Origin of the sequence: Noviherbaspirillum sp. L7-7A, from assembly GCF_019052805.1 — a bacterium.
Lineage (GTDB): Bacteria > Pseudomonadota > Gammaproteobacteria > Burkholderiales > Burkholderiaceae_D > Noviherbaspirillum_A.
This window is the reverse complement of the sequence record NZ_JAHQRJ010000002.1, coordinates 512,814-539,454: the sequence shown is the minus strand read 5'-3', so window position 1 is coordinate 539,454 and position 26,641 is coordinate 512,814. Positions and strand designations below refer to the sequence as shown.

Here is a 26,641-nt window from a genome sequence, read left to right as displayed (position 1 = left end):
GGCTTTTGCCGAACTTAGGCGCTTGCAAACATGTCTTATTGTCATGAAACGCATGCTCAAAATTACCGGCGGAGTACTGGCGGCGCTGGTCGCCATTATCGTCATCGCCCTAGTCGTGCTGTCGACCGTGAATCTCAATCGCGCCAAGCCTTGGCTGGAGGAAAAGGTCAGCACCGCCACCGGACGCAGCTTTGCGATGAATGGCGACCTGTCGCTGAGCTGGGAGCGACCGGGCCAGGAAAAGGGCTGGCGGCGGCTGGTACCGTGGCCACACCTGCGCGCCAAGGACATCATGCTGGGCAACCCCGACTGGGCAAAGACCGGCCCCGAGATGGCGCGCATTGCGCAGATCGATTTCAGCATCAACCCATTTAAGCTGCTGACCAAAACGGTGAGCGTGAACTCACTGATCATGACCGAGCCGCGGCTGGTGCTGGAACAGGATGCCAAGGGTCGCAAGAACTGGGATTTCCCCAAGAGCGAAAGCAAGTCCAACTGGTCGTTCGAGATACAGAGCGTGGCCATGACGCAGGGCACGCTGCGCTATGTGGACGAGGCCAAGCGTGCCGACCTGACAGCGCGGGTCGATACCGAGCCCGACAACAGCATGCGCTGGCAGGTTAAGGGCACCTTCAATGACGAGCAACTGTCGGGCAAGGCCCATAGCGGCGCGCTGCTGTCGCTGCAGCAGAAGGGCGTGGCCTATCCGATCGAGGCCGAGCTGAAGGTGGGCGAGACCACCATCACCGCCAACGGCACGCTGACCGATCCGGCCCAGCCCAGCGCGCTGGACGTGAAGCTCAACATCATGGGCGCCAGCATGGCCGACCTGTTCCCGCTGGGTGGCGTGCTGTTGCCGAGGACGCCCAAGTTTTCCACCGAAGGCCGGGTGGTCGGCACCCTGGGCCGCGACAACCTGCGCCTGAAGTACGAGAACTTCAAGGGCCGGGTCGGCTCCAGCGACATCGGCGGCACGCTGGAATATGACCAGACCTCGGGCCAGCCGACGTTGCGCGGCGAGGTTCTGTCACAGCGCCTGGTATGGAAGGATTTGGGCGCGGTGGTTGGCGCCGGCGACGAGCCCAAGAAGCAGAAGTCCGGCGAAGTGCGGCAGCCGCCGAACAAGGTTCTGCCGGTAGCGCCGTTCAAGACCGACCGCTGGAGCAAGATGAATGCAGACGTGAAGTTCAGCGGCAAGGAAATCATCCATTCCGACAAGCTGCCGATCGATAATTTGAACACCCATATCAAGCTCGACAAGGGCGTGCTGCAGCTGTCGCCGCTGAACTTTGGCGTGGCCGGCGGACGCCTGACCACCGAGCTAAAGATCGACGGCAGCGCCGATCCGGCCAAGGCCAACATGAACGTCGCCGCGCGCGGCATCAAGCTCAAGCAGCTGTTTCCCAAGGTGGAGTCGATGCGGGCCAGCCTGGGCCAGATCAATGGCGACGCCAAATTGAGCGCGAGCGGCAATTCCTTCGCCGCGCTGGCCGGCCATGCCAATGGCGAAGTGAAGGCAGTGATCAATGAAGGCACCGTCAGCGAGTTCATCATGGAAGCGATTGGCCTCAATGCCGGTCGGGTGGTGGTCACCAAGCTCTTCGGCGACCGCCAGGTCAAGCTTAACTGCATGGCCACCGACCTTAATATCAAGGATGGCGTGATGACGCCGCAGATCTTTCTCCTCGACACCGAGGACGCCACCGTGCAGGTGGAAGGCAATGTGAACCTGGCCAAGGAAACCCTGGACCTGGACATCCTGCCGCGCAGCAAGGGCCTGCGGCTGCTGTCACTGCGTTCGCCCCTGTATGTCGAAGGCACCTTCAAGGATCCGGACGTGGGCGTGAACAAGACCGCCATTGCGCTGCGCGCCGGTGCCGCGGTTGCGCTGGGCACAGTGGCGGCGCCGCTGGCTGGCCTGCTGGCGCTGACTCATACCGGTCCGGAGCAGGACAGCCCCTGCGCCAGCCTGGTGGCTGAGGCGCGCAAGGCGCCAGTGGCGCCGCCGGCTGGCAAGAGCGCCAAGAGTTCAGGCAACCATGAAAAGGCGGTGCCCTGAGCCGCATGCTGCCGCGAAGCCGGCATCGCCCCGTTTCTCCAGGGAAATCCGATTTGATTTATTGAAGGGCCCGACCCTTCTGGCCCCCAGCCGGTCCGACCAGTCCGTAGCCTGGGTGAAGCGCAGCGCAGCCTGGGCCATCCATCCCTGAAGCCAACCGCTGTGCCAGCGATCCGAAAAGGGCAGGGCTTGAAAATGGCACAGGGGCGCCCGGAATGCGTCTCTTGCACAACGGGTGCAGTCCCGGGTTGCGCTGCGCTTCACCCAGGCTACGTTTGCTGGTGGCCGACACGAGCGCGAAGAGTTCAAGCCACGAGAAGGCTGTTCCCTGATCTAGGCGGGTTTCGGCCGGGAAAGCCGGTTTGATGCATGCCAAATCCCTGCCCGTTTCCGGCTGGCCGATCCAGCCCGGTCTGCGAGCATGGCTGCCCCTGCCACAGGCAGGCCCGCAATCATGACCGGAAAGGAAAATCATGGCAGACATCGATGGCAGCAAGCGCCGCTTCTTTAGGCATCTGTGCTGCGGCGGCGCCGCATTGGGCGCGGCCCTGGCCGGCAACGTCCAGGCGGCGACCGGCAAGAAAACCGACCTGACCCCGGCACAGGCGCTGGCCCTGCTCAAGGAAGGTAATGAGAAATTCGTCACCGACAGCCCACTGCGCGCGGCACAGGGGCGCGAGCGTCGCTTGGAGATTGCCCGCGGGCAGACACCGATGGCGGTGCTGGTAAGCTGCTCGGACTCGCGGGTGCCGCCCGAGCTCTTGTTCGGTCGCGGCCTGGGCGAGCTCTTCATCGTGCGCAATGCCGGCAACACCGTCGACACGCTAGCCCAGGGTAGCATCGAATATGCGGTGGCGGAGCTGGGCGTGCCATTGATCGTGGTGCTGGGCCATGAACGCTGCGGCGCGGTGGATGCGGCGGTATCGATCGTGGAAAAGAATACCTCCTTTCCCGGCAGCATCGGGCAAATGGTGGAACCCATCGTGCCGGCCGTGCTCAGGGCCCGTGCCGCGCTGGCCGGCAAGGAACCCTATACCCATGAGGCCCTGCTGGATGCGTCGGTAAGGCAGAACGTGATGCGCATCGTCGAGCGCCTGCGCAAGTCCGAAGCCCTGCTGTTGGAGCCGCTGCGGACCAGGCGGCTGATGGTGGTGGGGGCCCGTTATGACCTGGACGATGGGACTGTAGATTTCTTCGATACCTGAAGATGACCGGGTAGCGGGCCTGACCTGGGTTGATCGTGCTGGAACGGTCCTGCCTACGGCGGGCAAGTAGGATGGAATACCTCGAAGGGGCATTCCACCATTCGTCGATCAGGGAAATAGGCTGACGAAAATATCCGAGTATGCGGCCAATAGCGCAATGCCCTTCGGGTATTGCACCCTACAAATGCACTGCAACAACGACTGACCCTCCGCGCTTTCCCTCCCTACGACGATGTCTCCTGGCGCTGCATGTGCAGCGCCACCAGTTCCTGCAGCGCCTTCACGGTGGAGGCATGGTCGCCGGTGTGCAGGATGCCATGTCCGCCGCGTGCCTCCCATTGCTCGATATTGGCCGGCGTGTCGTCGATCAGCACTTTGCCGGGGCCGCTGAATTCCTGCTTGAGCTTCTTTGGCACCACATGCACAGCGAATTCGGAACCGAAGATGCGCGCCACCCATTCCCGCTTCTGTTCCTGGAACACCCGCGACGACGGCGCGCCGGTGAGGAAGATCGGCTCCATTTCGCGCGTGGCTTCCCACAGCAGCATGCAGCCTTCGATCAGCTCCAGTTCGGCGAAGAAGCGCTTGTCGCAGTTGACCGCCTTCCATAAATTGTTGCGGCTGAGTTCGCCCGGATGCTTGCCGGTCAGGCGCATCACGCGCGCATCAAAGTCGGCGAAAACGCCGTCGAGATCGAGAAAGACCTGGATCGGCGGAGGCTTTTTCGTATCCATGCGGATGCCTTTCATGTAAGAAAGAATGTGGCCGTCACGTTCAATGCCATCTTGGCAGAAGGCGCTCCGCGTGTTTTGCTTGCGCGCCAAGAGGATGCTGTCAGCTGCCGGATTTGCATTTCCGGGCAGAATTGTGCTTGCGCCAAAACAGGTATCGGCCTGCGTAACGGCAGGATTTTTATACTGCCTGCCTTACACTTCTTGCATCAGAACGCAAGCAAGCGTGATGCCGCGACGCCAGACCCGGACCTACCAAGGCGTTGCGGCGACAGAAAGATTCGAGCTCGATGAACCATTCCGCCGACATTGCCGCCATCCAGGCAATTAGCGCCCTTCCCACCATCCTTGAGCTGGTCAGCGACCTGACCACGCTGCGCTTCGTCTGCGTGGCCCGCGTCACCGAGACCTCCTGGACTGCCTGCGCGGTGCTGGACAAGCTGGGCTTCGGCATGCGTCCAGGCGACGAGCTCGATATCGCCACTACCCTGTGCCGCGAAGTGCGCAACGAAGGCCATGCTGTGGTCATCGACCAGGTCAGCAAGGACACCCACTATTGTAACCACCCGACGCCGCAGATATATGCGTTCGAGAGTTATTTCTCGATGCCGCTCCACACCAGCACGGGCGACTACTTTGGCACGCTATGCGGACTGGACAAGGTGCCGGCGCGCCTGTCCGAGCCCCGCACCCTGCGCGCGCTGGAATTGCTGGCGCAGATGATTTCCCGCCAGTTGCAGACTGAGCAGACGCTCGAGCAAAGCCTGCGCACCCTGCGTACCGAGATCAGCAATACCGCCCACCTGCGCAGCATGCTGCAGCAGTTGCGCAGCGCCGAGCAGCGGCAGTCATTCCAGCTCGACATTGCCGAATTGTTGCGCCAGCAGCCCAGCCCGGACCGCATCTATGCCCATAGCAGCGAGATCGCCGGGCGTTACCTGGGCGTGTCCCAGGTGCTCTACGCCGAACTCGATCTGGCACAGCAGACCGTGCTGTGCCGCCATGGCTACAACGCTGGTGCCATGCCGGAACTGGGCGGCCGGCACGGCGTTGCACAGTTCCCGGCAGCGATGCTGGCGGCGCTGCAGGAAGGGCGCAGCTGGGCCTGTGCCGACCTGGCGCGCCAGGCCCCGGCCGGCTGGCCCGAGCTGGCGGCCGCGGTGGCGATACCGCTAGGGCGCCATGGCGGCTTGACCTGCTTCCTGCTGGCATGCCACCACCAGCCGCGCGACTGGGGCGACGACGAGATGCAACTGCTGGAAGACATGGTCGAGCGGGTCTGGAACGTGATCGAGCGCCTGCGCACGCAGGAGGCGCTGCGTCAGGCCGACCGCCGCAAGGATGAGTTCCTGGCGATGTTGGCGCACGAGCTGCGCAATCCGCTGGCGCCGATCAGTACCGCCGCCCAGCTGCTCAAGCTGGGCCGGCAGAGCGAGGAGCGCATTAGCCGCACCAGCGACGTGATTACCCGCCAGGTCAGCCACATGACCAGCCTGATCAACGACCTGCTGGATGTGTCGCGGGTCACGCGTGGCCTGATCGTGCTGGAGCGGCAGCGTGTGCCGCTGCAGCAGGTGATGGCCGATGCGGTGGAGCAGGTGCGGCCCCTGATCGAGTCGCGCCGGCACAATCTGTCGATGCAGGCGCCGACCGAGGAAGTGCTGGTGCTGGGTGACGCCAAGCGGCTGGTGCAGGTGCTGGCCAACCTACTGTCGAATTCCGCCAAATACACGCCAGAGGGCGGACATCTGACGCTATGGTTGGAAGCCGACGGTCAGGAAGCGCGCCTGCATGTGAGCGACAACGGCATCGGCATCAGTGCCGAATTGCTGCCGCATGTGTTCGACCTGTTTTCGCAGGCCGAGCGGCCGTCCGACCGGTCGCAAGGCGGCCTCGGCCTGGGCCTGCCGCTGGTCAAGAGCCTGGTCGAGCTGCACGCGGGCAGCGTACGGGCTATGAGCCGGGGGCAGGACTGCGGCAGCGAATTCGTCGCCACGCTGCCCCGGCTGGGTGTGTTCGACCCCACGCCGTCGGGCCGGGATGGCAGTCCCGATGCCCATGCCGCGCCGGCTGCACTGAAGGTGATGGTGGTGGATGACAACGTTGACGCCGCACAGATGCTTGCCATGTACCTGGAAAACGAAGGCCATGAAGTCAGTGTCCACCATGATCCGCACGAGGCCCTGGCGCAGGCCGAGCGGGGGCCGGTGGATGCCTTCCTGCTCGATATCGGCTTGCCGGGCATCGATGGCAATGAACTGGCCAGCCGGCTGCGCGCGCTTCCGCAGGCGCGCGGTGCAATGTTGGTAGCCATCACCGGCTATGGCCAGCGCTTCGACCGGCTGCGTTCAATGCAGGCGGGATTCGATCATTACCTAGTGAAGCCGGCCGATCCGGTAGCGCTCGCGGCGCTGCTGGCGCATGCCGACCAAAGGCAGAGGAAATAAGCAAACACAGGGCTGCGGCCTAAAGCCACCGCCGACAGCGGGCAGCGACCTGTTACTGCTTTCATGTCAAACACGTTCCGCGCGGGATGCCAGTGCAAAGCGACAGATTGCATCAAAAGGTGACCCAGGCCAGCCTGCTGGACAAGCTGGGCTTCCTGCGCCGCAATCCCGCCATCTTCATGGCTTGGCTGCTGTTTTCGATGGCGGTCGCGCTGATCGGTTGGGGCGTGCTGCTGGCCAACCTGAAGGAAGCGCAGCAGGCGGTGGAGCAGCGCGCGCTGCGCGAAGTCAATGCGCTGGCCCGCACCCATGCCGACCGGCTGGCTCGCAGCCTCGACTCAATCGACCAGGTCACCCGGCATGTCAGGCTTGAGTGGCAACTTTCGGGCGGCCGGCTGCGCTTGGAGCAGCTCGCCAGAGACGGCATGTTCCCGCCACCGGCACTGTACTACGTCACCCTCGTCGACGCCGGCGGTACCGCCTTTACCACCACGCTGCCCGGTAGCGTACTGACCTATCTCGGCGATCGCCCTTATTTCATTCGCCAGAGGGAGGCCGGCACGGACCAGCTAGTCATCGATCCGCCTATTTTCGGCAGGATGTCGCAACGCAATGTGGTTCATGTTTCGCGCCGGCTGGTGGATGAGCGTAACCAGTTCGCGGGCATCGTGATGGTTTCCGTTAGTACCGACTTCTTTACTGCCAACTATGACGCCACTATCCTCGGCCCGCAGGGGCTGCTGGCGATGGTCAGCGCCAATCCGCCGATGGAGCTGGTGCGCATCGGCGACAACGTGCTGCCGCCGGAGATGCCGGCCTTTTCTTCTCACCCTTCGCTGAACCCGGCCAGCGGCAGCGGCCACTATGGCGCCGGGGTGTTCGAGGATAGGCGGGCCCGTTATCTGGGCTGGCATCCGGTGCGCGGCTACGACATCACGGCGCTGGTCGGGCTGGACGAGGCCGATACCCTGGCGCAGTTCCATGCCGGCCGTCATTCCGCAATCTGGTATGCGGCCTGGGCCAGCGCCGCGCTGGCCGTGCTGACTGGGCTGGCCATCGCGCTCAGCGCTGAATTGGCCTGGCGCAAGCACCGTCTGGGCATGGCGCAGGCCACCTACCGGCTCGCTACCGAGGAGGGCAGCGAGGGCTTCTATATCGTCCAGCCGGTGCTCGACCGCAATGGTGCCATCCTGGATTTCGTGGTGCTGGACTGCAATCAGCAGGGCGCAGAATTCTTCAATGTCCGGCCGTCGGAACTAATCGGCAAGACCGTCTCCGGCTTTCGCGGCAACCTCGATACCGCCATGTTCATGGACTACCTGATGCAGGCCACGCAGGAAGGCGTGTATGAAAACGAGATCGACGTGCCGGGCAATACCGCGCTGCGCTTGCGCTGGGCGCACATCAAGATCATTCGTTCCGGCGACAACCTGGCGGTGCGGCTGCGCGACATCAGCGAGGCCAAGGCCCATGTGGCGGAACTGAAGCGGCGCGGCAACGAGGATGTGCTGACCGGCCTGCCCAACCGCCACTGGATCCAGTCCTTCCTGCCGCAGGCCCTGCAGCATGCCAATGACAACGACTCCCATCTGGCGCTGCTGTTCATCGACCTAGATGGCTTCAAGAAGGTCAACGATACCGCCGGCCACGCCGCCGGCGACGAGCTGCTCAAGCATGCCGCGCACCGCCTGCAGGAAGCGGTGCGGCCGCATGACACGGTGGTGCGCTTTGGCGGCGATGAATTCGTGGTCATCATCGAGAACATCGAGCACCGCATCGACGCCGCCCATGTGGCCGACCGGGTGCAGCAGGCCTTCCGCCAGTCCTTCCGGCTGAGCCAGGGCGTGCATTCGGTCGGCACCTCGATCGGCATCGCGCTGTTTCCCACCGATGGCCAGGATGCTTCCACCCTGCTGGAAAAGGCCGACATCGCCATGTATTCGGTCAAGACCCATGGCAAGGCGGGTTACCAGTTCTACGAAGCCAAGTTCTACAACGCGCTGCGCGAGCGGCTCGACCGCGAGGCCGAGCTGCGGCGTGCCATCGCCGGCCAGGAGTTCGAAATGGTGTATCAGCCGCGGGTCGACATCGTCAGCGGCATGACGCTGAGCCTGGAAGCGCTGGTGCGCTGGCGGCATCCGACGCGCGGCCTGCTGGAACCGGCCGAATTTATTGGCCTGGCCGAGGAAACCGGCATGATCGTGGCGCTGGGCGAGATGGTGATCAACATGGTGTGCGAGCAAATTGCTCACTGGTCCGCCCATGGCGGCGCGCTGGTACCGGTGTCGGTAAATGTCTCGGCGCAGCAGTTCAGCAATGCCGATGTCGACAGCCTGGTCACGGCGGCGCTGCTGCGCCACCAGGTGCCGCCGCATCTGCTGGAACTGGAGATCACGGAGTCATCGGTGATGGGCCAGGATTCGGCGGTGTCGCGCACCCTGATGATGCTGCAGAAGCAGGGCGTGAAGATCCTGGTGGATGACTTTGGCACCGGCTATTCCTCACTGTCGCAGCTGCACCAGCTGGACTTCGATGTGCTCAAGGTGGACCAAACCTTCACCGCCAGCATGGAACAGTCGGCCGAGGGCAAGGTGTTCTTCACGGCGATCGTCACGATGGCGCATGCGCTGGGCATGCGGGTGGTGGCCGAGGGCGTGGAAAATGCCGTGCAGGTCGCGATGCTGCGCTCGCTGCATTGCGACGAGGTACAGGGCTATTACATCTCCCGGCCGCTGCCGCCCGGCGATGTGCAGCCGGTGCTGCCGCCTTGCTCCTTTCCGGCAGCTCTTTAAGCCGCCACGTCTGACCAGCGCGCATGTTTCTTGCTCGCTCCATGCCGGCCTGCAAGTCGCAATCGATACCGATTTTTCCGGTGGCGTTTGCTATGCTTTGGCCGCACCAAAAAAAATAAACATGGAGAGACATCGAATGACGCATGCCGCTGTTCCCTTCCGGCGCACCGCGCTCCTGGCCGCACTGGCCGGCACCCTAGCCGATCCCGCGATTATCCATGCCCAGGAAAACCCGGCCGAGGCGCTGGAGCTGCCCACCGTCGAAGTCGTGGGCACTTCGATGCTGCCCGGCCTCGGCACGGCGATACAAAATGTGCCAGCCAATGTTCAAATTCTGAACAGTCGCACGATAGAACAGCAGCGCCAGCTGACCCTGACCGACCATCTGGAGCAGAACGCCGGCAGCGTGACGGTGAACGCGGCACAGGGCAATCCCTACCAGCCTGACGTCAGTTTCCGCGGCTTCACCGCCTCGCCGCTGCTGGGCGTGCCGCAAGGCCTGTCGGTATTCCAGGATGGCGTGCGCATCAACGAGCCGTTCGGCGACACCGTCAACTGGGACCTGCTGCCGCAGTCGGCCATTGCCAACATGCAGCTCATACCCGGCTCCAACCCGGCGTTCGGCCTGAATACCTTGGGCGGCGCGCTGGCGGTCTATACCAAGAGCGGCAGCGCCTATCCGGGCGGCGCGGTGCAGTTGTCCACCGGCTCCTTCGGCCGCCGCGCGGTAGAGTTCGAGCAGGGCGGCAAGAGCGGCAACCTTGATTACTTCGTGACCGGCAATATCGCCCGCGACCATGGCTGGGCCGAGCACAATGGCAGCCGCGTGCAGCAGTTCTTCGGCAAGGTCGGCTACCAGACTAGCGACACCGACCTTGACGTCAGCCTGACCGCCGCCGACAACCGGCTGGAAGGCACCCAGACACTGCCGCGGTCCTTTTCCGAGAATATCCGGCAGGCCTATACCTACCCAGACCGCAACGACAACAAGCTGATGTTCCTGACCGCCAAGGGCAGCCGCTTCCTGAACGACGATGTGCTGCTGGGCGGGAACCTGTATTACCGCAACTACCGCAATCGCAATATCTCCAGCAATGTGAATGACGATTTCGGACAGGTGGAGAATGGCGCGATCGACGCCAGCCAGGCCCATAACGACCGCGCCGCCATCCGCCAGCACAGCTATGGCGCCGGCCTGCAGCTGACCGTGTCCGGCCAGCTGGCCGGCATGAAGAACCAGTTCGTCGCCGGCGGCACGGTGGACATCGGCCGCGCCCGATACACTCAGGAAGATCAACCTGCAGTATTCACCTCCAGCCGCGGCACCATCGGCACCGGCGACTTCGAACTCGACACCGACGCCAAAACCCGCAACCGCTATTACGGCCTGTTCGTCTCCGATGTGCTGGCCTTCAGTGAGCGCTGGGCGATGACGCTGTCCGGCCGCTACAACATGGCGCGGGTCAGCATCAGCGACCAGACCGGCGAGGCGCCCGAGCTCAATGGCAGCCATCGCTTCTCCCGCTTCAATCCGGCGGTCGGCCTGAATTTCAATCCGACGCCACAGGCCACCGCCTATGTGAGCTACAACGAAGGCATGCGGGCGCCGACCCCGATCGAACTGACCTGCGCCGACCCGCAGGCACCATGCAAGCTGCCCAACAGCTTCCTGGCCGATCCGCCGCTGAAGAAGGTGGTGGCGAGGACGCTGGAACTAGGCGCGCGCGGCAAGCAGGGCGAAAGCGTGTCGTGGAGCGCGGCGCTCTATCACACCGTGCTGGACGACGACATCCAGTTCATCGCCAGCGGCGGCGTAACTACCAATGCCGGCTATTTCCAGAATGTTGGCCAGACCCGGCGCCAGGGGCTGGAACTGGGCGTCAATGGCAAATGGGGCGAGCTGTCGGCGAGCGCGCGCTACGGCTTTACCGACGCAACCTATCGCACTGGCTTCGCCGAAACCAGCCCGGCCAATACCAGCGCCGACGCGAACGGCGCGATCGCGATTCGCAGCGGCGACCGCGTTCCCGGCATACCGCGCCACAGCCTGAAGCTGCGCATGGGCTATGCGCTCACGCCGCAGTGGGATGTCGGCGCCAACCTGCTGGTTGCCGGCAGCATGTATGCCCGTGGCGACGAGAACAACAGCGATGCCCGCGGCAAGGTGCCCGGCTACACCGTGGTCAATCTCGACACCCGCTACATGCTTACCAAAGGCTGGGAAGTCTTTGCCCGCATCAATAACCTGTTCGACCGGGAATACGCCAACCTCGGCGTGCTGGGCCTGAATGCCTTCACCGGCCCCGGCCGCACCTTCGACGGCGCCAACCCGGTGGGCGAGCAGTTCCGCGGCTACGGCGCGCCGCGCGGCATTTGGGTGGGCATGCGCTACTCATGGCTGTAGGAAGTCAGAGCCAGCGCTGGCCGGACCGGCGCAGTGTCAAATAACAACACAAATAACCGTCGGGCTTGGATGCATTAAAAATACAACATTAAAATTCGCAGACGCTATTCGCAGGGGACCCATGTGAACAATCAGGATGATCCATCGTTGTCCAGTTCTAGTCTGGAGAGCTTGCGCGAGCGAGTGCGCAGGCAGGGCGAGCGCGTCAGCGACCTGCGGCGCGCCGCCGACAGCATGCAGCAAGCGCCGGCGCGCCACTTGAAGGCTTTGCCGCCGCAGCGCGTCCCGGCGTCCGACGAGCCGGCGCCGCGGTAAGTCCGCGGACCGGCTTCCCTTTCTGATGTCTCCATCCTTCACCTTCTCCCAGCCCAGCGCATGCCCGTTGTGAGCCTCTATGCCGCGCTGCTGGCCATGCTCTATGCCGCCTTGAGCGTGCGCAGCCTGCGCCTGCGCCGCTGGCTGCGCATCGCCATCGGCGACAGCGGCGACGAGCGCATGCTCAGAGGGCGATGCGGGCCCATGCCAACTCCGCCAAATACGTGCCGCTGACGCTGCTGCTGATTTACCTGATCGAGATCGCGCCGGCCCACGTCATGCTGGTCCATGCGCTGAGCCTAGCGCTGCTGCTCGGCCGGGCGCTGCATGCCGGGGGCGTCAGCCGCAGCCCGGAAGACTTCCGCTTCCGCGTTGCCAGCATGTCTCTGACGCTGGCATCCCTGCTTTCAGCCTCCCTTTACCTGCTGCTGGCGCATGTGTCCGCAGCGCTCGCCCCGCTTGCCGGCCGCGACTGAACCGGCCGCTGCGCCAGGCGCCGGGCGCCTGTTTGAACGAGATCAACAAGCCTACACGCTGCCCTGCGGCTGCGGCGGGTTTCATGCGACTGTTGGGTTCAGGACATTTCCCTTCCTTCCCACCAGGCTGTTTCCCGCAGGCATGAACCCTTTTCATCTTTTTCTGTTGATCGCCACGCTGTTTGTGATGGAGTTCGCGGTCGCGCTGGTCCACAAGCATGTGATGCATGGCTTCGGCTGGGGCTGGCACCGCTCGCATCATGAAGCGCCCAAGGGCGCCGGTTGGGAAAAAAACGACCTGTATGCCATCGTGTTCGCCGCCGCCACCATCCTGCTGTTCATGGTCGGCGCCAGCCGGCCGTGGCTGTGGTGGATTGCGCTGGGCATCACGATCTACGGCATGCTGTACGGCATCCTGCATGATGTGATCATCCACCGGCGCTTGCCGCTTGCCTGGCGGCCAAGAAGCGGCTATCTGCAGCGCCTGGCCACTGCCCACCATCTGCACCATGCCGTACGCACCCGCGAGAACGGCGTCTCCTTCGGTTTTCTGTATGCCCCGCCGGTCGACGCGATACGCCGGCAGCTGCGCGGCGGCGATCGCCAGCCATGAACCCCTCCAGGCAGGGCCGCATCGGCATGGCGCTGGCCACGGCCATCATCGCCGCATGGAGCGCGCTGCATCTGTCCGCGGTCTTCCTGTTTGACTGGAGCGCGCCGTGGGCGCCGGCGCTGGCGGCCCCGATACTGCTACTCCTGACCTGGCTGTCGGTGGGCATGTACATCGTGGCGCATGACGCCATGCATGGCTCGCTGTGGCCGTCGCGGCGCGCCAGCGGCGACATGGTGGGCCGGCTGGCGCTCTTGCTATATGCCGGCTTTTCCTTCGGCCGCATCAAGCTCAAGCACGAGCTGCACCACCGCAACCCGGGCAGCGCGCAGGACCCAGACTTCGCTGTTGCCCATGCTAACCAGCCACTGAGCTGGTACCTGCAATTCCTGACCACCTATTTCGGCTGGCGCGAACTGGCGATCATGTCGCTGCGGGTGTCGGCCTATATGCTGCTGGGCGCAAGCGTGTGGAACATCCTGCTGTTCTTCGCCGTGCCGGGCATCGTGTCCTCCCTGCAGCTGTTCTATTTCGGCACCTTCCTGCCGCACCGCCATGTTGACGACCGCAGCGATGCCCAGTTCGCCGACCACCACCGCGCGCGCAGCAATGAGTTTGGCTACCTGCTGTCGCTGCTGACCTGCTTTCACTTCGGCTATCACCACGAGCATCACTTGCAGCCGGGCACGCCGTGGTGGCGCCTGCCGGGAGCGCGGTCGCGATGAGCAGCCTGCCGTCCCGCCACATCGTGTTCGCCACCTCCGGCTCGCTGGGCGACCTGCATCCCTTTCTAGCGCTGGGCGGCGAGCTGCGGCGGCGCGGGCACCGGGTCACGGTCGCCACCAATGCCGCCCATGAAGCCCATGTGGTGCGGGCCGGCTTGGCGTTTCGCCACATGCGGCCCGACCCCGACAACACGCCGGCCTTCCACCGCCGCTACATGCATCCGCGAAGCGGCGGCGAATTCGTCTATCGCCATTACCTGGGGCCGGCGATACGTCACAGCTATACCGACCTAGCCGAAGCCAGCCGCGGCGCCGACCTGCTCGTAAGCCAGTCGCTGATGGCGCTGGCCGCGCCGCTCGTGGCGGCTAGTACCGGCGTGCCCTGGGTGTCGGCGGTGCTGCAGCCGATGTCCTTCTTCTCGCTGCACGAGCGACCCAATTACCTGCCGTTCGCGCTGCTGTCCTGGCTGTGCGGGCGCTCGCCCGAGCTGCATGGCAAGGTGTTTGGCTACGTCAGGCAGCATACCGAGCGCTGGCTCGACCCCGTGCTGGCGCTGCGCGCCGAACTGGGCATCGCCTCGCGTGAGCATCCATTGTACGAGGGCCAGCATTCCGACCGCCGGGTGCTGGCGATGTTCTCGCCGCTCCTGGGCGCGCCGCAGCCCGACTGGCCGGCCTCGACCGTACAGACCGGCACCGCGCTCTACTTGGACGAGGCGCCGGCGCTGCCGGATGCGCTGCGGCGCTTCCTGGCGCGGGACGATGCACCGCTGGCGGTCTTCACCCTCGGCTCCGCGGCCAGCAACGACGCCGGTGACTTCTATGCCGATGGCCTGGCGGCTGCTTCGGCGCTCGGCATGCGGGCATTGCTGGTCACGGGCGGGCTGTCAGCCGCGTCCAGCCTGCCGGCGCCGCTGCCTGAAGACGCGCTGCGCATCGGCTATGCGCCATTCGAGGCGGTGTTTCCGCATGCCGCCGTGATCGTGCATTCCGGCGGCGCGGCCACCTCGTTCAAGGCGCTGCGCGCCGGCAAGCCGCAGCTCATCGTGCCACATGCGCACGACCAGATGGACAATGCGCTGCGGCTGCGTGCATTAGGCGCGGCGCTGGTGCTGCCGAAACGGCGCGCCGGCCGCCATGCGCTGCGCGCCGCGCTGGCGCGTATTCTCGCTGACGGGCGCATGCGTCAGGCAGCGGCCCGGCTTGCCGGTCCGAGCCGGGCCGAGGATGGCGTGCAGGCCGGCTGCCGCGCTATCGAGGAGGCGCTCGACCATGGCTGACGCGCCGGTTGACGTACTGCTGGTCGGCGGCGGCCTAGCCAACGGCCTGATCGCCTGGCGCCTGCGCCAGGCGCGGCCCGAACTGCGCATCTTGCTGGTGGAACGTGGCGCAACCCTGGGCGGCAACCATACCTGGTCCTACTACCACCCCGACCTGACGCCGGCGCAGCATGCCTGGCTGGCGCCGCTGGTGGTGCGTTGCTGGCCCGGCTATGAAGTGCGCTTCCCCGAGCATCGCCGCCGGCTGTCCACGCCCTGCTACAGCATCAGCGCCAGCCGCTTCCATCAGGTGCTGATGGAGGCGCTGGACGGCGTCGTGCGGCTCGATGCCATGGTGGACGAGGTCGGCGCCACCGGCGCCCGCATCAACGGCGCATGGCAGGAGGCCGGCCTGGTGATCGACGGCCGCGGCCATGCCGCCTCGCCGCACATGCACTATGCATGGCAGAAGTTCGTCGGCCGCGAAGTGCTGCTGCGCCAGCCGCATGGCCAAGCGCTGCCCATCATCATGGACGCCACCGTGCCGCAGGACGACGGCTACCGCTTCGTCTACACGCTGCCCTTCGACGAACGCCGCATCCTGGTCGAGGACACCTACTACAGCGGCGCGCCCGGACTGGACGAGGCCGAGCTGCGGCGCCGCATCGACGACTACATCGCCGCCCGCGGCTGGCAAGTGGAGCGGGTGGAGCGCGAGGAAAGCGGCGTGCTCCCGATTGCGCTGTCGGGCGACATCGAGCGCTTCTGGCGCGACAAGCCGTCCGATCTGGCCTGCAGCGGCCTGCGTGCTGGGCTGTTCCATGCCACCACCGGCTATTCGCTGCCGTTTGCGGTGCGGCTGGCCGAGGAGGTCGCCGCATTGCCGGCCCTGTCGGAAACGCACGACTGCATCCGCGACAGGTCCATTGCGCAGTGGCGCGGCCAACTTTTCATGCGCCTGTTGAACCGCATGCTGTTTTTCGCCAGCGCGCCGGCGCAGCGCTACCGCCTGCTGCAGCGCTTCTATGGACTGCCGCAGGCGCGCATCGAACGGTTTTATGCGGCCCGGCTGAACTGGGCCGACAAGCTGCGCATCCTATCAGGCAAGCCACCGGTGCCACTGGGCGCGGCGTTCATGGCCATGGCCAACATCGAAAGGGGAACATCATCAAAGCCATCGTGATCGGTAGCGGATTCGGCGGGCTTGCGCTCGCCATCCGACTGCAGTCGGCCGGCATACCGACACTCGTGCTGGAACAGCGCGACAAGCCGGGCGGCCGCGCCTATGTGTACGAGGACCAGGGCTTCACCTTCGACGCGGGGCCGACGGTGATCACCGACCCGACCGCGCTGGAAGAACTGTTCGCGCTGTCGGGCCGGCGGCTCGACGACTATGTCAAGCTGCTGCCGGTCAGCCCCTTCTACCGGCTGTGCTGGGAGGACGGCTACTCCTTCAATTATGTCAATGACCAGGAGGCACTGGACCGCCAGATCGGCGCCAAGTCGCCGGGCGATGTGGCAGGCTATCGCCGTTTTCTCGACTATTCGAAAGCGGTGCTGGAAGAAGGCTATGTCAAGCTCGGCCATGTGCCGTTTCCGGATTTCCGCAGCATGGTGAAGGTGGCGCCGCAGCTGATCAAACTGGAGAGCTATCGCAGCGTCTATGGCATCGTCTCGCGCTTCATCAAGGACCCGCATCTGCGCCAGGCCTTCAGCTTCCATTCGCTGCTGGTAGGCGGCAATCCCTTCGAGACCTCATCGATCTATGCGCTGATCCATGCGTTGGAACGGCAGTGGGGCGTGTTCTTCCCGCAGGGCGGCACCGGAGCGCTGATCCGCGGCATGATCAAGCTCTTTACCGACCTTGGCGGTGAGATCAGGATGAATGCCGCCGTTGATGAAATCCTGGTCGAACAGGGCAGGGTGGCCGCGGTGCGGCTGCGCTCGGGCGAGCGCTTGCCCTGCCTCCTTGCCGCCAGCAATGCCGACGTGGTGCATACCTACGAGAAGCTGCTGCGCCAGCATCCGCCGGCGCGGCGCAAGGCGGCTAGCCTGAAGAAGAAGCGCTTCTCGATGTCGCTGTTCGTGATCTATTTCGGCCTGAGGGGCACGCGGCCCGGCCTGGAGCACCATACCGTGCTGTTCGGCCCGCGCTACCGCGAGCTGCTCAAGGACATCTTCCATGGCGCCGCGCTGGCGGAGGATTTCTCGCTCTATCTGCATGCGCCCACCGTGACCGACCCGTCGCTTGCACCGCCTGGCGACAGCGCCTATTACGTGTTGGCCCCGGTGCCGCACCTGGGCAATGCCGACATCGACTGGGAAACCGAAGGCCCGCGCTACCGCGACCGCATCCTCGACTACCTGGAGCGCCACTATATACCGGACCTGAAACGCGACCTCGTTACCTCGCGCATCTTCACGCCATGCGACTTCCGCGATGAACTGAATGCCCATGTCGGCTCGGCATTTTCGCTGGAGCCGGTGCTGTGGCAGAGCGCCTATTTCCGCACCCACAACAAGGACCAGCAGATACCCGGCCTGTATTTCGTCGGCGCCGGCACCCACCCCGGCGCCGGCATACCCGGTGTGGTTGGTTCGGCCAAGGCCACCGCGCGCATCATCCTGGACGAGCAAACCGTCAGGAGCGCGGCCTGATGGAGCGCACAATGGAAGACATCTCCGCCTACAGCCAGCAAAGCATCCGGCAGGGCTCGAAGAGCTTTGCCAAGGCTGCAATGCTGTTCGACCGCGACACCCGCGACAGCGTGATGATGCTGTATGCCTGGTGCCGCCACTGCGACGATGTGATCGACGGCCAGACCCTGGGCCACCATGCCCAGGAGCTGAGCCGCCCGGAAAAGGAAGCGCGGCTGCAAGCCCTGCAGCGCGAGACGGCGCGGGTATGCGACGGCCATTCCAGCGAGATCCCTGCCTTTGCGGCGCTGGGCCGCGTGGTGCGCCGGCATGACCTGCCCCGGCGCCAGCTGTTCGAGCTGCTGGAAGGCTTTGCGATGGATGCGCGGGAACAGCGCTTTCAAACGCTGGACGACACGCTGCTATATTGCTATCACGTGGCGGGCGTGGTCGGTGTGATGATGGCCCGCATCATGGGCGTGCGCGATGCGCAGGTGATGCACCGGGCGGCCGACCTCGGCATCGCCTTTCAGCTTACCAACATCGCCCGCGATGTGCGGGACGACTTGCGCATCGGCCGCTGCTATCTGCCGGAAGACTGGCTGGCGCGGCAAGCGGTGGCGCCAGCGCAGGCAGCGCTGCCGCATCACCTGCCTGCCCTGCATGGGCTGGCATGCGAACTGGTGGAACTGGCCGAGCAATATTACGCTTCCGCCCGCATCGGCATGGCGCAACTGCCATGGCGCTGCGCCTGGGCCATTGCCAGCGCGCTGCTGATCTATCGCGACATCGGCTTACGGGTCCGTGCGGAAGGGACGGCGGTGTGGGAGCAGCGTGCAAGCGTGTCGGGCAGGCGCAAACTGGTGCGGCTGTTCCAAGGCGGATTCGTGGCTGCTCATGCGATGGCGCGGCGGCCCGTGCAGCCACCACGCAACGGGCTCTGGACTCACCCTGACCTGTGAAACGGCACTATGCGCGGCTGAAGAAGGCGTCTGCGAAGCCGTGCAGCATGTCAGCGTTGCGCTCGCCTGCAATCGCATCGTTGGCCGCATCCAGGTAATCCTGCAGGCGGCGCTGTGCGCCGGACACGCCGATATGCGCCACCATGTTGGTACCTGGGCTATCCATGTCCTTGAGGTCATCGAGCAGTTGGAAGGCCAGGCCGATGTTGTTGGTGAAGCGCATCACTTTGTCTTCCTGCGCCGGACTGGCCCTGGCGATCAGGCAGCCGGCACGCGCCGCGGCGAGGAACAGCACACCGGTCTTCAGGTGATGAATGTTGGTGATGGCCGAGGGCGTGGTCATGCCGGCCACGCCATGCAGGTCGATGTACTGGCCCAGCGACAGGCCATGTGGGCCCACGGTGTCGCACAGCATTTGCACCAGCTTTAGCCGCAGATCCGGCTCCAGGCTCTGGTGGGAAGCGATGGTGCAGCAGCTTTGCGTAAGCAGCGAGACTGCCGCGAGGATGGTTAGGCTTTCGCCATACCTGACGTGGGTAGCCACGCGGTTGCGGCGCTCGCGGTCATTGTCCATGCAGGGCAGGTCATCCAGGATCAGCGATGCTGAATGGATCATCTCCAGCGCGCAGGCCACATGCATCGCCGCCGCCGGCCGCACGCCGAAATAACTGGCTACTGCCAACGTGAGCAGGGGCCGGATGCGCTTGCCCTGTGCCAGCACGCTGTAGCGCATGGCCTCGGCAACGGGTGATGTCTGTGAAGAAGCGAGTAGGGTATCGAGATGCTGATCGACCAGGCGCCGGGTATCGGCAATCCAGTTCTGGTCTATTGCAGTGTGTGGATGGGCAACTAGCAATTTTTCCTCGGCGCTTGATGGTCGATCGGTTGGTGCCTGCCGGGAAACGTTCTGTTGTAATGCAGCGCAAAAGCCGTGCGACATCCGTCATTGCGGACGCTGTCGTTTGAGGCTTTGCTGTCGGACCGGCATGAAACTGGCTCAAAAATAATAACGCCAAGCGTCATGCCTTGCTGTGCTTAAACGCTGACTTTGGTCATCAAATGCGCTTGCATTCGATTTGAACAAACTTTTAAGGCGCAAGTCGATATCCCCAAGTCAGCCGAAAGCCTTTCGTGGCGAGCATCTCGTGACGACAGGAAAGAATTGCCACGCCTGCCGCGATTGCGCAGTGGCACGCCACACCAGGGTCAGCCAGTCTTAGCGGCCCACGCCTCGTAACGCTTGCGATTTTCCTCATTCGGCGGATACAGGCCTGGCAGCGCAGCGCCGGCATTGACCTCTTCCATGATCCACGCTTCCAGCCTTTCCTGTTCAACCGATGCCGCGATCACATCGTCGAGCAGCGCGGCCGGAATCAGCACCGCGCCATCGCCATCGACCACCACCACATCGTTGGGAAACACCGCAACGCCGCCGCAGCCAATCGGTTCCTGCCAGCCAACGAAGGTCAGCCCCGCCACGGATGGCGGCGCAGCCGCGCCCTGGCACCAGATCGGCAGGTCGGTACCGAGCACGCCGGCCACGTCGCGCACCACGCCATCGGTCACCAGCGCGGTCACGCCGCGCTTCTGCATCCGCGCGCAAAGGATGTCGCCGAAGATGCCAGCATCGGTTACACCCATGGCGCTGACAACCGTGATGCAGCCTTCAGGCATGGCTTCGATCGCGGCCCGGGTGGAGATCGGCGCGCCCCATGAGGCCGGCGTGGCGAGGTCTTCGCGCGCCGGCACGAAGCGCAGCGTAAAGGCCCGGCCCACCAGCCGTGGCTGGCTGGGCCGAAGCGGCATCGCGCCGCGCAGCCATACATTGCGCAAGCCTTTCTTGAGCAGCACCGTGGTCAGCGTGGCGGTTGTCACGCCCGACAGGAGTCGAATGATTTCAGGGTCCAGCGGAATTGGATCAACACCCATGGCATGCCTTCTACTGTAAAAAGTTGAGGGAGGATGCGCCGCCGTCCGGCAGGACGAAGGCGCCCTGCGAGTGTGACCCCGACCGAGGCGCACGGTCAAGCGCCTGACGTTTATGCCATGCGGGACTGCATGTGCCGCGCCAGCCCGAAGCGCAACTTAATCGATTCCTGCCGGTCTTTCTAGTACAGCACCTATGAAGGGTAGCGACATGACCAGCCATCCGGGTATCTTCCCCACTTTTTTCCTGTCGGGCTTTGAATGCTCGACCTTTCTCTGGAAGGACCGGCGTCGTCGCAACCTAGTCGCCGAAACCGGGCATGACAGCCATGCGATGGAGGACTATCGCATCCTGCACGACCTTGGCATCGCCGTGGCGCGTGAAGGCATACCCTGGCCGCTGGTGGACAGCCAAGGCAGGCTGGACTTTTCCGGCCTCGATGTGCTGATCAATGCGATGAATGCCAACAAGATGATACCCATCTGGGACCTCTGCCATTACGGCTATCCGAACGATCTCGACCCGTTCGGGCCGGCATTCACCGAGCGCTTTGCCGCCTACTGTCGGGCCGCTGCGCAATATGTGGTGCCGCGCGTGCGCGGGCCGCACTTCTTCACGCCGATCAACGAAATCACCTTCTTCTCCTTCTGCGGCGGCGAGTGGGGATGGGTCGCACCCTACCGCAACAGCCGCGAGGACCGCATGCGCCTGCGCGTGGCATTGTGCCGGGCCGCGATCGCGGGCGCCAAGGCCCTACGCGAAGTCGACCCCGAGGCGCGAATGGTGCACATGGACCCGCTGGTGCATGTGGTCGCGCCACGCGACCGACCCGACCAGATCGAGGCGGCGCGCCATGAAACCAGTATCGATACCTTCCTCGCCTGGGACATGCTGTGCGGCCACGCGCATCCCGAACTTGGCGGCTCGCCGGAGATCCTCGACATCGTCGGCGTCAACAATTATTCCTTTGGCCAGATGGAATACCGCGAGCACGGTCCGCATGCCGCGCTCGCACCTGATGATGACCGCATCGTGCCGCTGTGCGAGATGCTGGACTCGGTATGGCAGCGCTACCGGCGGCCCATGATCATCGGCGAAACCAGCGGCATGGGCACCGGCCGCGCCGACTGGCTATGCGATGTGATGGAGGAGTCGCTGGCGGCGGTAGAGCGCGGCATGGACCTTCAGGCCATCTGCCTGTTTCCCGCGGTCGACATGCCGGACTGGCATACGGGAGAATGGCTGCACAACGGCCTATGCGACCTGGTCGAGCAGGACGGCGACCTGCGTCGCGTGCCGGACCCAGGCTATGTCGCCGAGCTGCGCCGCTGGCAAAAGGAACTGAACAGGGTCACCGCACTGGACGAAGACCCGTTCAGCGATCCGGTGGAACTGCAGGATGTGGTGGATGCCGCACATAGGCTTCATAAGCAGCCGGACCGGGACTGGTGTCGGGAGTAAGGAGCGGCCTGTGCTCCTTGCGATCGTGATTCGCACGGCCGGTTAAAACGGGGTGCGGTTCAGCAAGGCGAGAGCCCTGTGCCAAGTGGTGAGTCAGCTCAGCCGACAGCATGCGCTCGGCCAGCATCTTCTTGGGCTGGCCTACCAGCCCCGATTCGCCAAGGATGGATTCGGCATCTTTGTTCTGCACAGTGGCCAGTAATTGGTCAATCAGTTCGATTGGGAACGGCGGTGGTGCTTTCTGTTTTTTTGCTTTTTAGTAGTCATTGCGTCGGTCATGGAACATCCCTTTCGGCATTATTTCATGACCTCGCTTACACAAAAATTCTGAAAGGCTCGGCGAGGCCAGTAAACCCAGCCGCGCCGGCTCTGCGCTCAGGCCGCCGGCGCGGCGTTCTTGATGTAGTCGCATACGGCGCGGGTCACGTCCGCCGTGTTGGCCTTGCCGCCCAGATCGGGCGTATGCAGCTTGCTGGCAGTGACCGCCTCGACTGCCCGCATCAGGGTTTGCGCAGCGGCGGTTTCGCCCAGGTGCTCCAGCATCATGGAAGCGGTCCAGAACGTTGCGATCGGATTGGCCACGCCCTTGCCGGTGATGTCGAAAGCCGAGCCGTGGATGGGCTCGAACATCGACGGGAACTGGCGTTCCGGGTTCAGGTTGGCGGTAGGTGCGATGCCCAGGCTGCCGGACAGCGCGGCCGCCAGATCGGACAGGATGTCGGCATGCAGGTTGGTGGCGACCAGCACGTCCAGCGACTTAGGCTTTAATACCATGCGCGTGGTGACCGCATCCACCAGCTCCCGGTCAGTCCTGACATCGGGATAATCCTTGGCGACTTCGTAGAAGATTTCATCCCACATCACCATGCCAAAGCGCTGCGCATTGGACTTGGTCACTAGGGTCAGGTGCTTGGCCGGGCGCTTGCGCGCGAGTTCGAATGCGAAACGATGGATGCGCTCCACGCCGGCGCGGGTAAATACCGCGACTTCCGTGCCGACTTCAATTGGCAGGCCGCGATGGGCACGGCCGCCATTGCCTGAATACTCACCTTCCGAGTTCTCGCGGATGATCACCCAGTCGATGTCCTCGCCATTGGTCAGCGGGCTGGTTACACCGGGCAGCACGCGCGCCGGCCGCACATTGGCGTACTGGTCGAAGCCCTGCGCGATCGGCAGGCGCAGGCCCCACAGAGAAACATGGTCCGGGACCTGCTGACTGCCGACGGCGCCAAAGAAGATGGCGTCAAACTGTTTCAGCCTTTCCAGGCCGCCTTCCGGGATGTAGTGCCCGTGTTCCAGGTAATAGGCCGAACTCCAGGGGAAGTGCTCGACCTCGAGCCGGAATCCGCCGTCCTTGTCGGCCAGTGCCGTTAAAACTTCCAGGCCGGCCGCAATGACTTCTGGGCCGATGCCGTCGGCGCCGATAGCCGCGATTTTGTGTGTGCGCATGTTGTCTCCAGTTGATTTTGCATTGACAGGGAGTCGCCGCGCCTTGTAATGCCATTCAGGCAAGCTCGGCCGCGCGCTCGTTCGCAGCGCAAATTGTAGGCCTTGTCGGCCGCAATGCACGGACGTGAATTCACATTGCCTTGTCGTTAAAGTTAATAATGGCTGCGAACTGGTGCGGCTGGTATTACGCAAGTTCCGGTTCCTTGAAGCTTACTGCCAAGGCAGGCCACACGGTATTGAAGTGAGGATTGGCTTTTTCGTGCGACAGGGAGCGGGGTAGGCAGCCGTCACCTGAGATTGTCGTTCGCCGGCTTTCGGCTCTCCAAGGTATAAGTCTTTGTTTTTGCAATACAAAAGTTTCCAATCATAAACTACTACGTCAAATTTATGTCCGATAATCGATTCACCTAAGTTACACTTCCCGCGCCTGCCTGCTTAACAGTGCGTATTCATGATAGCTACGCCCCAGATTCTGTCGCTCCAGCAAAAAATTGGTCTTCTTCGCGGTCATGCTCCTTCCCTGGCTCCCTGGCCAGCCGCCTGCGCGCTGCTAATCGCGGGGCTGTGGTTTTGGGCGGCCTCGACCATCCATTACGAGCAGCGCGACCTGCACGACCGCGCCTTTGCTAACACGTCGGCACAGGCGCGCACCTATGCCGACCAGATCGAACGCAGCATCGGCCAGCTCGACTACATCATGCAGAGCCTTCTCTTTTACCGGCAGAAGAACGGCGGGGCGCTGCGTCTGGAAGAGCAGGTCGATGCCGGCCTGGTGCCGGCGGCGGCGCGCATTTCCATCAGCGTATTCGACCAGAACGGCATGCTGCTGACCTCGACGCTGGCGGAGCCGAAAAGCCGCCAGGGCGTGGCCAGTCGTGGCTATTTCCAGGCGCATGCCGCCAGCCCCAGCAAGGCGCTGGCGATTTCCAATCCCATGAAGAGCATCGTCTCCGAGCGCAATGTGATGATCCTGTCGCGCCGCATCGAGGATGCCGACGGCGGCTTTGCCGGCGTGCTGGCGATTGCGGTCGACCCGGAGTTCTTGGTGTCCTTTGTGGACGATACCAAGCTGGGCCAGGATGATTTCGTCTCGATCCGCAATACCGATGGCAGCTTCGTCGCCGCCAAATCCCGCAACGGATTCCGGGTGAACGATCCGATCTTCCGCAATACCTCGCCCGTGACCGAACCGACTGGCGCCACCGTGCGCGATACCGCCCGTTACAAGGATGGCAAGGCGCGCATCGTTGCCTGGCATACGGTGAAAGGCTATCCGCTGGTGTCGATCGTGGGCGTGTTCGAAGGTGCGCTGCAGGAAGCCTATCTGCCACGCTACCGCGAGATACAGCTCATTGCCGGCATCGGCAGCCTCGTGCTGGTGCTGATCGCCGCCGGCTGTATGCGTCATACGGCGCTGCGGGTGTGGCGCGCGCACCATCTGCGGGAGGTGCATGAGTCTTACCGCATCGCGACCGAGAATGCGAGGGAGGGCTTCTACATGCTGCGCCCGCTGTACGGCCCGAGCCGGGAGATTGTCGATTTCCTGATCGAAGACTGCAACGAGCGCGGCGCGATGTACCGCGGCATGGCGCGCGAGGCCCTGATCGGCAAGACCCTGTCGGCCATGCTGCCCACCCTGTTCGAAAGCCATATGCTGGCGGCCTGCCGCCAGGCGATGGCGGACGGCCTGTATGAGGATGAAATACAGCTGCCGCAGCGTGAAAACAAGTTCATCCAGTGGCTGCAGCGGCGCCTGGTGCGCACCAGCGCCGGCCTGGCGGTGACGCTGCGCGACATCACCGAAACCCGTCTGCATCAGGAAGCGCTGGAGCAGATAGCCAATGCCGATGCGCTGACTTCCCTGCCCAACCGCCACTGGCTGACCAGCTACCTGCCCGCCGCCATGGAACAGGCCCGTGAGGCGGGCCGCATGCTGGCCGTCATGTTCGTCGATCTGGACGATTTCAAGAACATCAATGACACCCTGGGCCATGCGGCTGGCGATGAATTGCTCAAGGCGGCGGCGCTGCGCCTGAACGCGGTGATACGCCCGGAAGACAGGGTGGCGCGGCTCGGCGGCGACGAGTTCACCATCATCGTGCAGGCGGCCCAGACCCGGGAGGAGGTGGCGGCGGTAGCCCAGCGGGTGATCGATACGCTGTGGCAGCCTTTCGTGCTGAGCGGTGCGAAGCGGCAGCATCTGGTGCATGCCTCAGTCGGCGTAAGCCTGTTCCCGGAAGACGGGGCCGATGGCGAGACCCTGTTGAAGCATGCCGACATCGCGATGTATGCCGCCAAGGGCGCAAGGAAGGGCAGCTACCGCTTCTTCGAGCCCGAGCTCGAACGGCGCCTGGTCACCCGCCTGAACCGGGAAGCCGAGCTGAAGCTGGCGATCCAGAATGGCGAACTGCTGCTGCACTATCAGCCCAGGGTGCGCAGCGACAGCGGCGAGATCACCAGCATGGAAGCGCTGGTGCGCTGGAACCACCCGGTGCAGGGCCTGATAGCGCCGAATGAATTCATTCCGCTGGCGGAAAAGACTGGCCTGATCGTGCCGCTCGGGATGGAGGTGGCGCGCATGGCCTGCGCCCAGCTAGCCCGCTGGAAGCGGCAGGGACTGCCGCTAGTGCCGGTTTCCATCAATGTCTCGGCCCAGCAGCTTGATGCCGGCGACCTGGGCGACATGCTTGCCGGCGCGCTGCAGGCAAACCGCCTCGACGCCCGCCTTCTGCAGGTGGAAATCACCGAGTCGGCTACCGTAGCGGAAGATGGCGCGGCCATGCAGCAGCTGGCGGCGATCCAGCAAGCGGGGATCCGGCTGTATGTGGATGACTTCGGCACTGGCTACTCCTGCCTGGCCCAATTAAAGCGGCTGGACATGGACGGCCTGAAAATCGACCGCGCCTTTACGTCCCAGCTCAACAACAGCGACAACGATGCCGCCCTGTTCAAGGCGATTGTGTCAATGGCCCATGCGCTGCAGATGCGAGTGGTGGCGGAAGGCGTGGAAACGGCCGCACAGCTAGCAGCGGTGCAGGCCCTGGCCTGCGAGGAGGTGCAGGGTTATTTTGTTTCCCGGCCGTTGCCGGCGGACGCGGTAGCGAAACTGATGCAGCAACGCTTCCTGTTCCCGGCGGAAAGCCCATTGGAAAGTTGAACGACGCGGGTGCTTTGCAGTGCCC

19 protein-coding genes and 1 pseudogene are annotated in these 26,641 nt (G+C 64.0%); 15 read left to right on the top strand and 5 right to left on the bottom strand.

Translation table 11 applies throughout. The features are described from left to right. Positions 1-52 precede the first annotated feature (52 nt). Both KTQ42_RS20725 and KTQ42_RS20720 read left to right on the top strand, forming a co-directional pair. The gene (locus KTQ42_RS20725; protein WP_249223023.1) at positions 53-2,059 is read left to right on the top strand and encodes an AsmA family protein; all 2,007 of its coding nucleotides are present in this window, start codon (positions 53-55) and stop codon (positions 2,057-2,059) included. A 473-nt stretch (positions 2,060-2,532) separates the two neighbouring features. Then, a complete protein-coding gene (locus KTQ42_RS20720; RefSeq protein ID WP_217347490.1) occupies positions 2,533-3,264 on the top strand; it encodes a carbonic anhydrase in 732 nt (243 codons plus the stop codon). Between the two features lie 224 nt (positions 3,265-3,488). Here KTQ42_RS20720 and KTQ42_RS20715 read toward each other — a convergent pair whose 3' ends face one another. Next, positions 3,489-3,998 carry a hypothetical protein gene (locus KTQ42_RS20715; protein WP_217347489.1) on the bottom strand — a complete coding sequence of 170 codons (510 nt, stop codon included), beginning with the start codon at positions 3,996-3,998 and terminating at the stop codon, positions 3,489-3,491. A 287-nt stretch (positions 3,999-4,285) separates the two neighbouring features. Between KTQ42_RS20715 and KTQ42_RS20710 the strand changes: the two genes are divergently transcribed. The 11 genes from KTQ42_RS20710 (at position 4,286) to KTQ42_RS20655 (ending at position 18,622) form a co-directional block, all read left to right on the top strand. Further along, positions 4,286-6,442: an ATP-binding protein gene (locus tag KTQ42_RS20710; protein WP_217347488.1), complete on the top strand. Its 2,157-nt coding sequence runs from the start codon at positions 4,286-4,288 to the stop codon at positions 6,440-6,442. A 107-nt stretch (positions 6,443-6,549) separates the two neighbouring features. Next, entirely contained in the window at positions 6,550-9,234 is a 2,685-nt protein-coding gene (locus tag KTQ42_RS20705) for an EAL domain-containing protein (RefSeq protein WP_217347487.1), read from the top strand. A gap of 121 nt (positions 9,235-9,355) precedes the next feature. Beyond that, on the top strand, positions 9,356-11,638 hold the full coding sequence (locus KTQ42_RS20700) for a TonB-dependent receptor (RefSeq protein WP_217347486.1): 2,283 nt from the start codon (positions 9,356-9,358) through the stop codon (positions 11,636-11,638). A gap of 147 nt (positions 11,639-11,785) precedes the next feature. Further along, positions 11,786-11,953 carry a hypothetical protein gene (locus KTQ42_RS20695; RefSeq protein WP_217347485.1) on the top strand — a complete coding sequence of 56 codons (168 nt, stop codon included), beginning with the start codon at positions 11,786-11,788 and terminating at the stop codon, positions 11,951-11,953. Positions 11,954-12,093: 140 nt separating this feature from the next. After that, positions 12,094-12,429 carry an MAPEG family protein gene (locus KTQ42_RS20685; RefSeq protein ID WP_349292182.1) on the top strand — a complete coding sequence of 112 codons (336 nt, stop codon included), beginning with the start codon at positions 12,094-12,096 and terminating at the stop codon, positions 12,427-12,429. A gap of 142 nt (positions 12,430-12,571) precedes the next feature. Beyond that, positions 12,572-13,042 (top strand): sterol desaturase family protein, encoded by a 471-nt coding sequence (locus KTQ42_RS20680; protein WP_217347483.1) that lies wholly within the window; start codon positions 12,572-12,574, stop codon positions 13,040-13,042. Then, positions 13,039-13,764 (top strand): fatty acid desaturase, encoded by a 726-nt coding sequence (locus KTQ42_RS20675; RefSeq protein ID WP_217347482.1) that lies wholly within the window; start codon positions 13,039-13,041, stop codon positions 13,762-13,764. The genes KTQ42_RS20680 and KTQ42_RS20675 overlap by 4 nt, the downstream gene beginning before the upstream one ends. Continuing rightward, complete coding sequence (locus KTQ42_RS20670; RefSeq protein ID WP_217347481.1) at positions 13,761-15,044, top strand: glycosyltransferase; 1,284 nt, start codon at positions 13,761-13,763, stop codon at positions 15,042-15,044. Before KTQ42_RS20675 ends, KTQ42_RS20670 begins: the two co-directional genes overlap by 4 nt. Further along, the gene (crtY, locus tag KTQ42_RS20665) at positions 15,037-16,206 is read left to right on the top strand and encodes a lycopene beta-cyclase CrtY (RefSeq protein ID WP_217347480.1); all 1,170 of its coding nucleotides are present in this window, start codon (positions 15,037-15,039) and stop codon (positions 16,204-16,206) included. Before KTQ42_RS20670 ends, crtY begins: the two co-directional genes overlap by 8 nt. Next, positions 16,203-17,681, top strand: a complete 1,479-nt coding sequence (locus KTQ42_RS20660; RefSeq protein ID WP_349292177.1) for a phytoene desaturase — start codon at positions 16,203-16,205, stop codon at positions 17,679-17,681. Before crtY ends, KTQ42_RS20660 begins: the two co-directional genes overlap by 4 nt. Before the next feature lie 11 nt (positions 17,682-17,692). Then, the gene (locus KTQ42_RS20655) at positions 17,693-18,622 is read left to right on the top strand and encodes a phytoene/squalene synthase family protein (protein ID WP_217347479.1); all 930 of its coding nucleotides are present in this window, start codon (positions 17,693-17,695) and stop codon (positions 18,620-18,622) included. Between the two features lie 7 nt (positions 18,623-18,629). Here KTQ42_RS20655 and KTQ42_RS20650 read toward each other — a convergent pair whose 3' ends face one another. Both KTQ42_RS20650 and KTQ42_RS20645 read right to left on the bottom strand, forming a co-directional pair. Next, complete coding sequence (locus KTQ42_RS20650; RefSeq protein ID WP_217347478.1) at positions 18,630-19,478, bottom strand: polyprenyl synthetase family protein; 849 nt, start codon at positions 19,476-19,478, stop codon at positions 18,630-18,632. A 350-nt stretch (positions 19,479-19,828) separates the two neighbouring features. Continuing rightward, positions 19,829-20,551, bottom strand: coding sequence for a ribonuclease activity regulator RraA (locus KTQ42_RS20645; protein WP_217347477.1), 723 nt, complete (start codon positions 20,549-20,551; stop codon positions 19,829-19,831). Between the two features lie 208 nt (positions 20,552-20,759). Here KTQ42_RS20645 and KTQ42_RS20640 point away from each other — a divergent pair, with 208 nt between their 5' ends. Continuing rightward, positions 20,760-22,010, top strand: coding sequence for a family 1 glycosylhydrolase (locus tag KTQ42_RS20640; protein ID WP_249223022.1), 1,251 nt, complete (start codon positions 20,760-20,762; stop codon positions 22,008-22,010). Positions 22,011-22,089: 79 nt separating this feature from the next. Here the strand turns inward: KTQ42_RS20640 and KTQ42_RS24085 are convergent. Next, a pseudogene (locus KTQ42_RS24085) lies at positions 22,090-22,289 on the bottom strand (IS256 family transposase); the annotation flags it as partial. 96 nt (positions 22,290-22,385) lie between these two features. After that, the gene (locus KTQ42_RS20635) at positions 22,386-23,459 is read right to left on the bottom strand and encodes a tartrate dehydrogenase (protein ID WP_217347475.1); all 1,074 of its coding nucleotides are present in this window, start codon (positions 23,457-23,459) and stop codon (positions 22,386-22,388) included. Positions 23,460-23,910: 451 nt separating this feature from the next. On the opposite strand from KTQ42_RS20635, the gene KTQ42_RS20630 reads away from it, so the two are divergent. Next, positions 23,911-26,616 (top strand): EAL domain-containing protein, encoded by a 2,706-nt coding sequence (locus KTQ42_RS20630; protein ID WP_217347474.1) that lies wholly within the window; start codon positions 23,911-23,913, stop codon positions 26,614-26,616. Positions 26,617-26,641 lie beyond the last annotated feature (25 nt).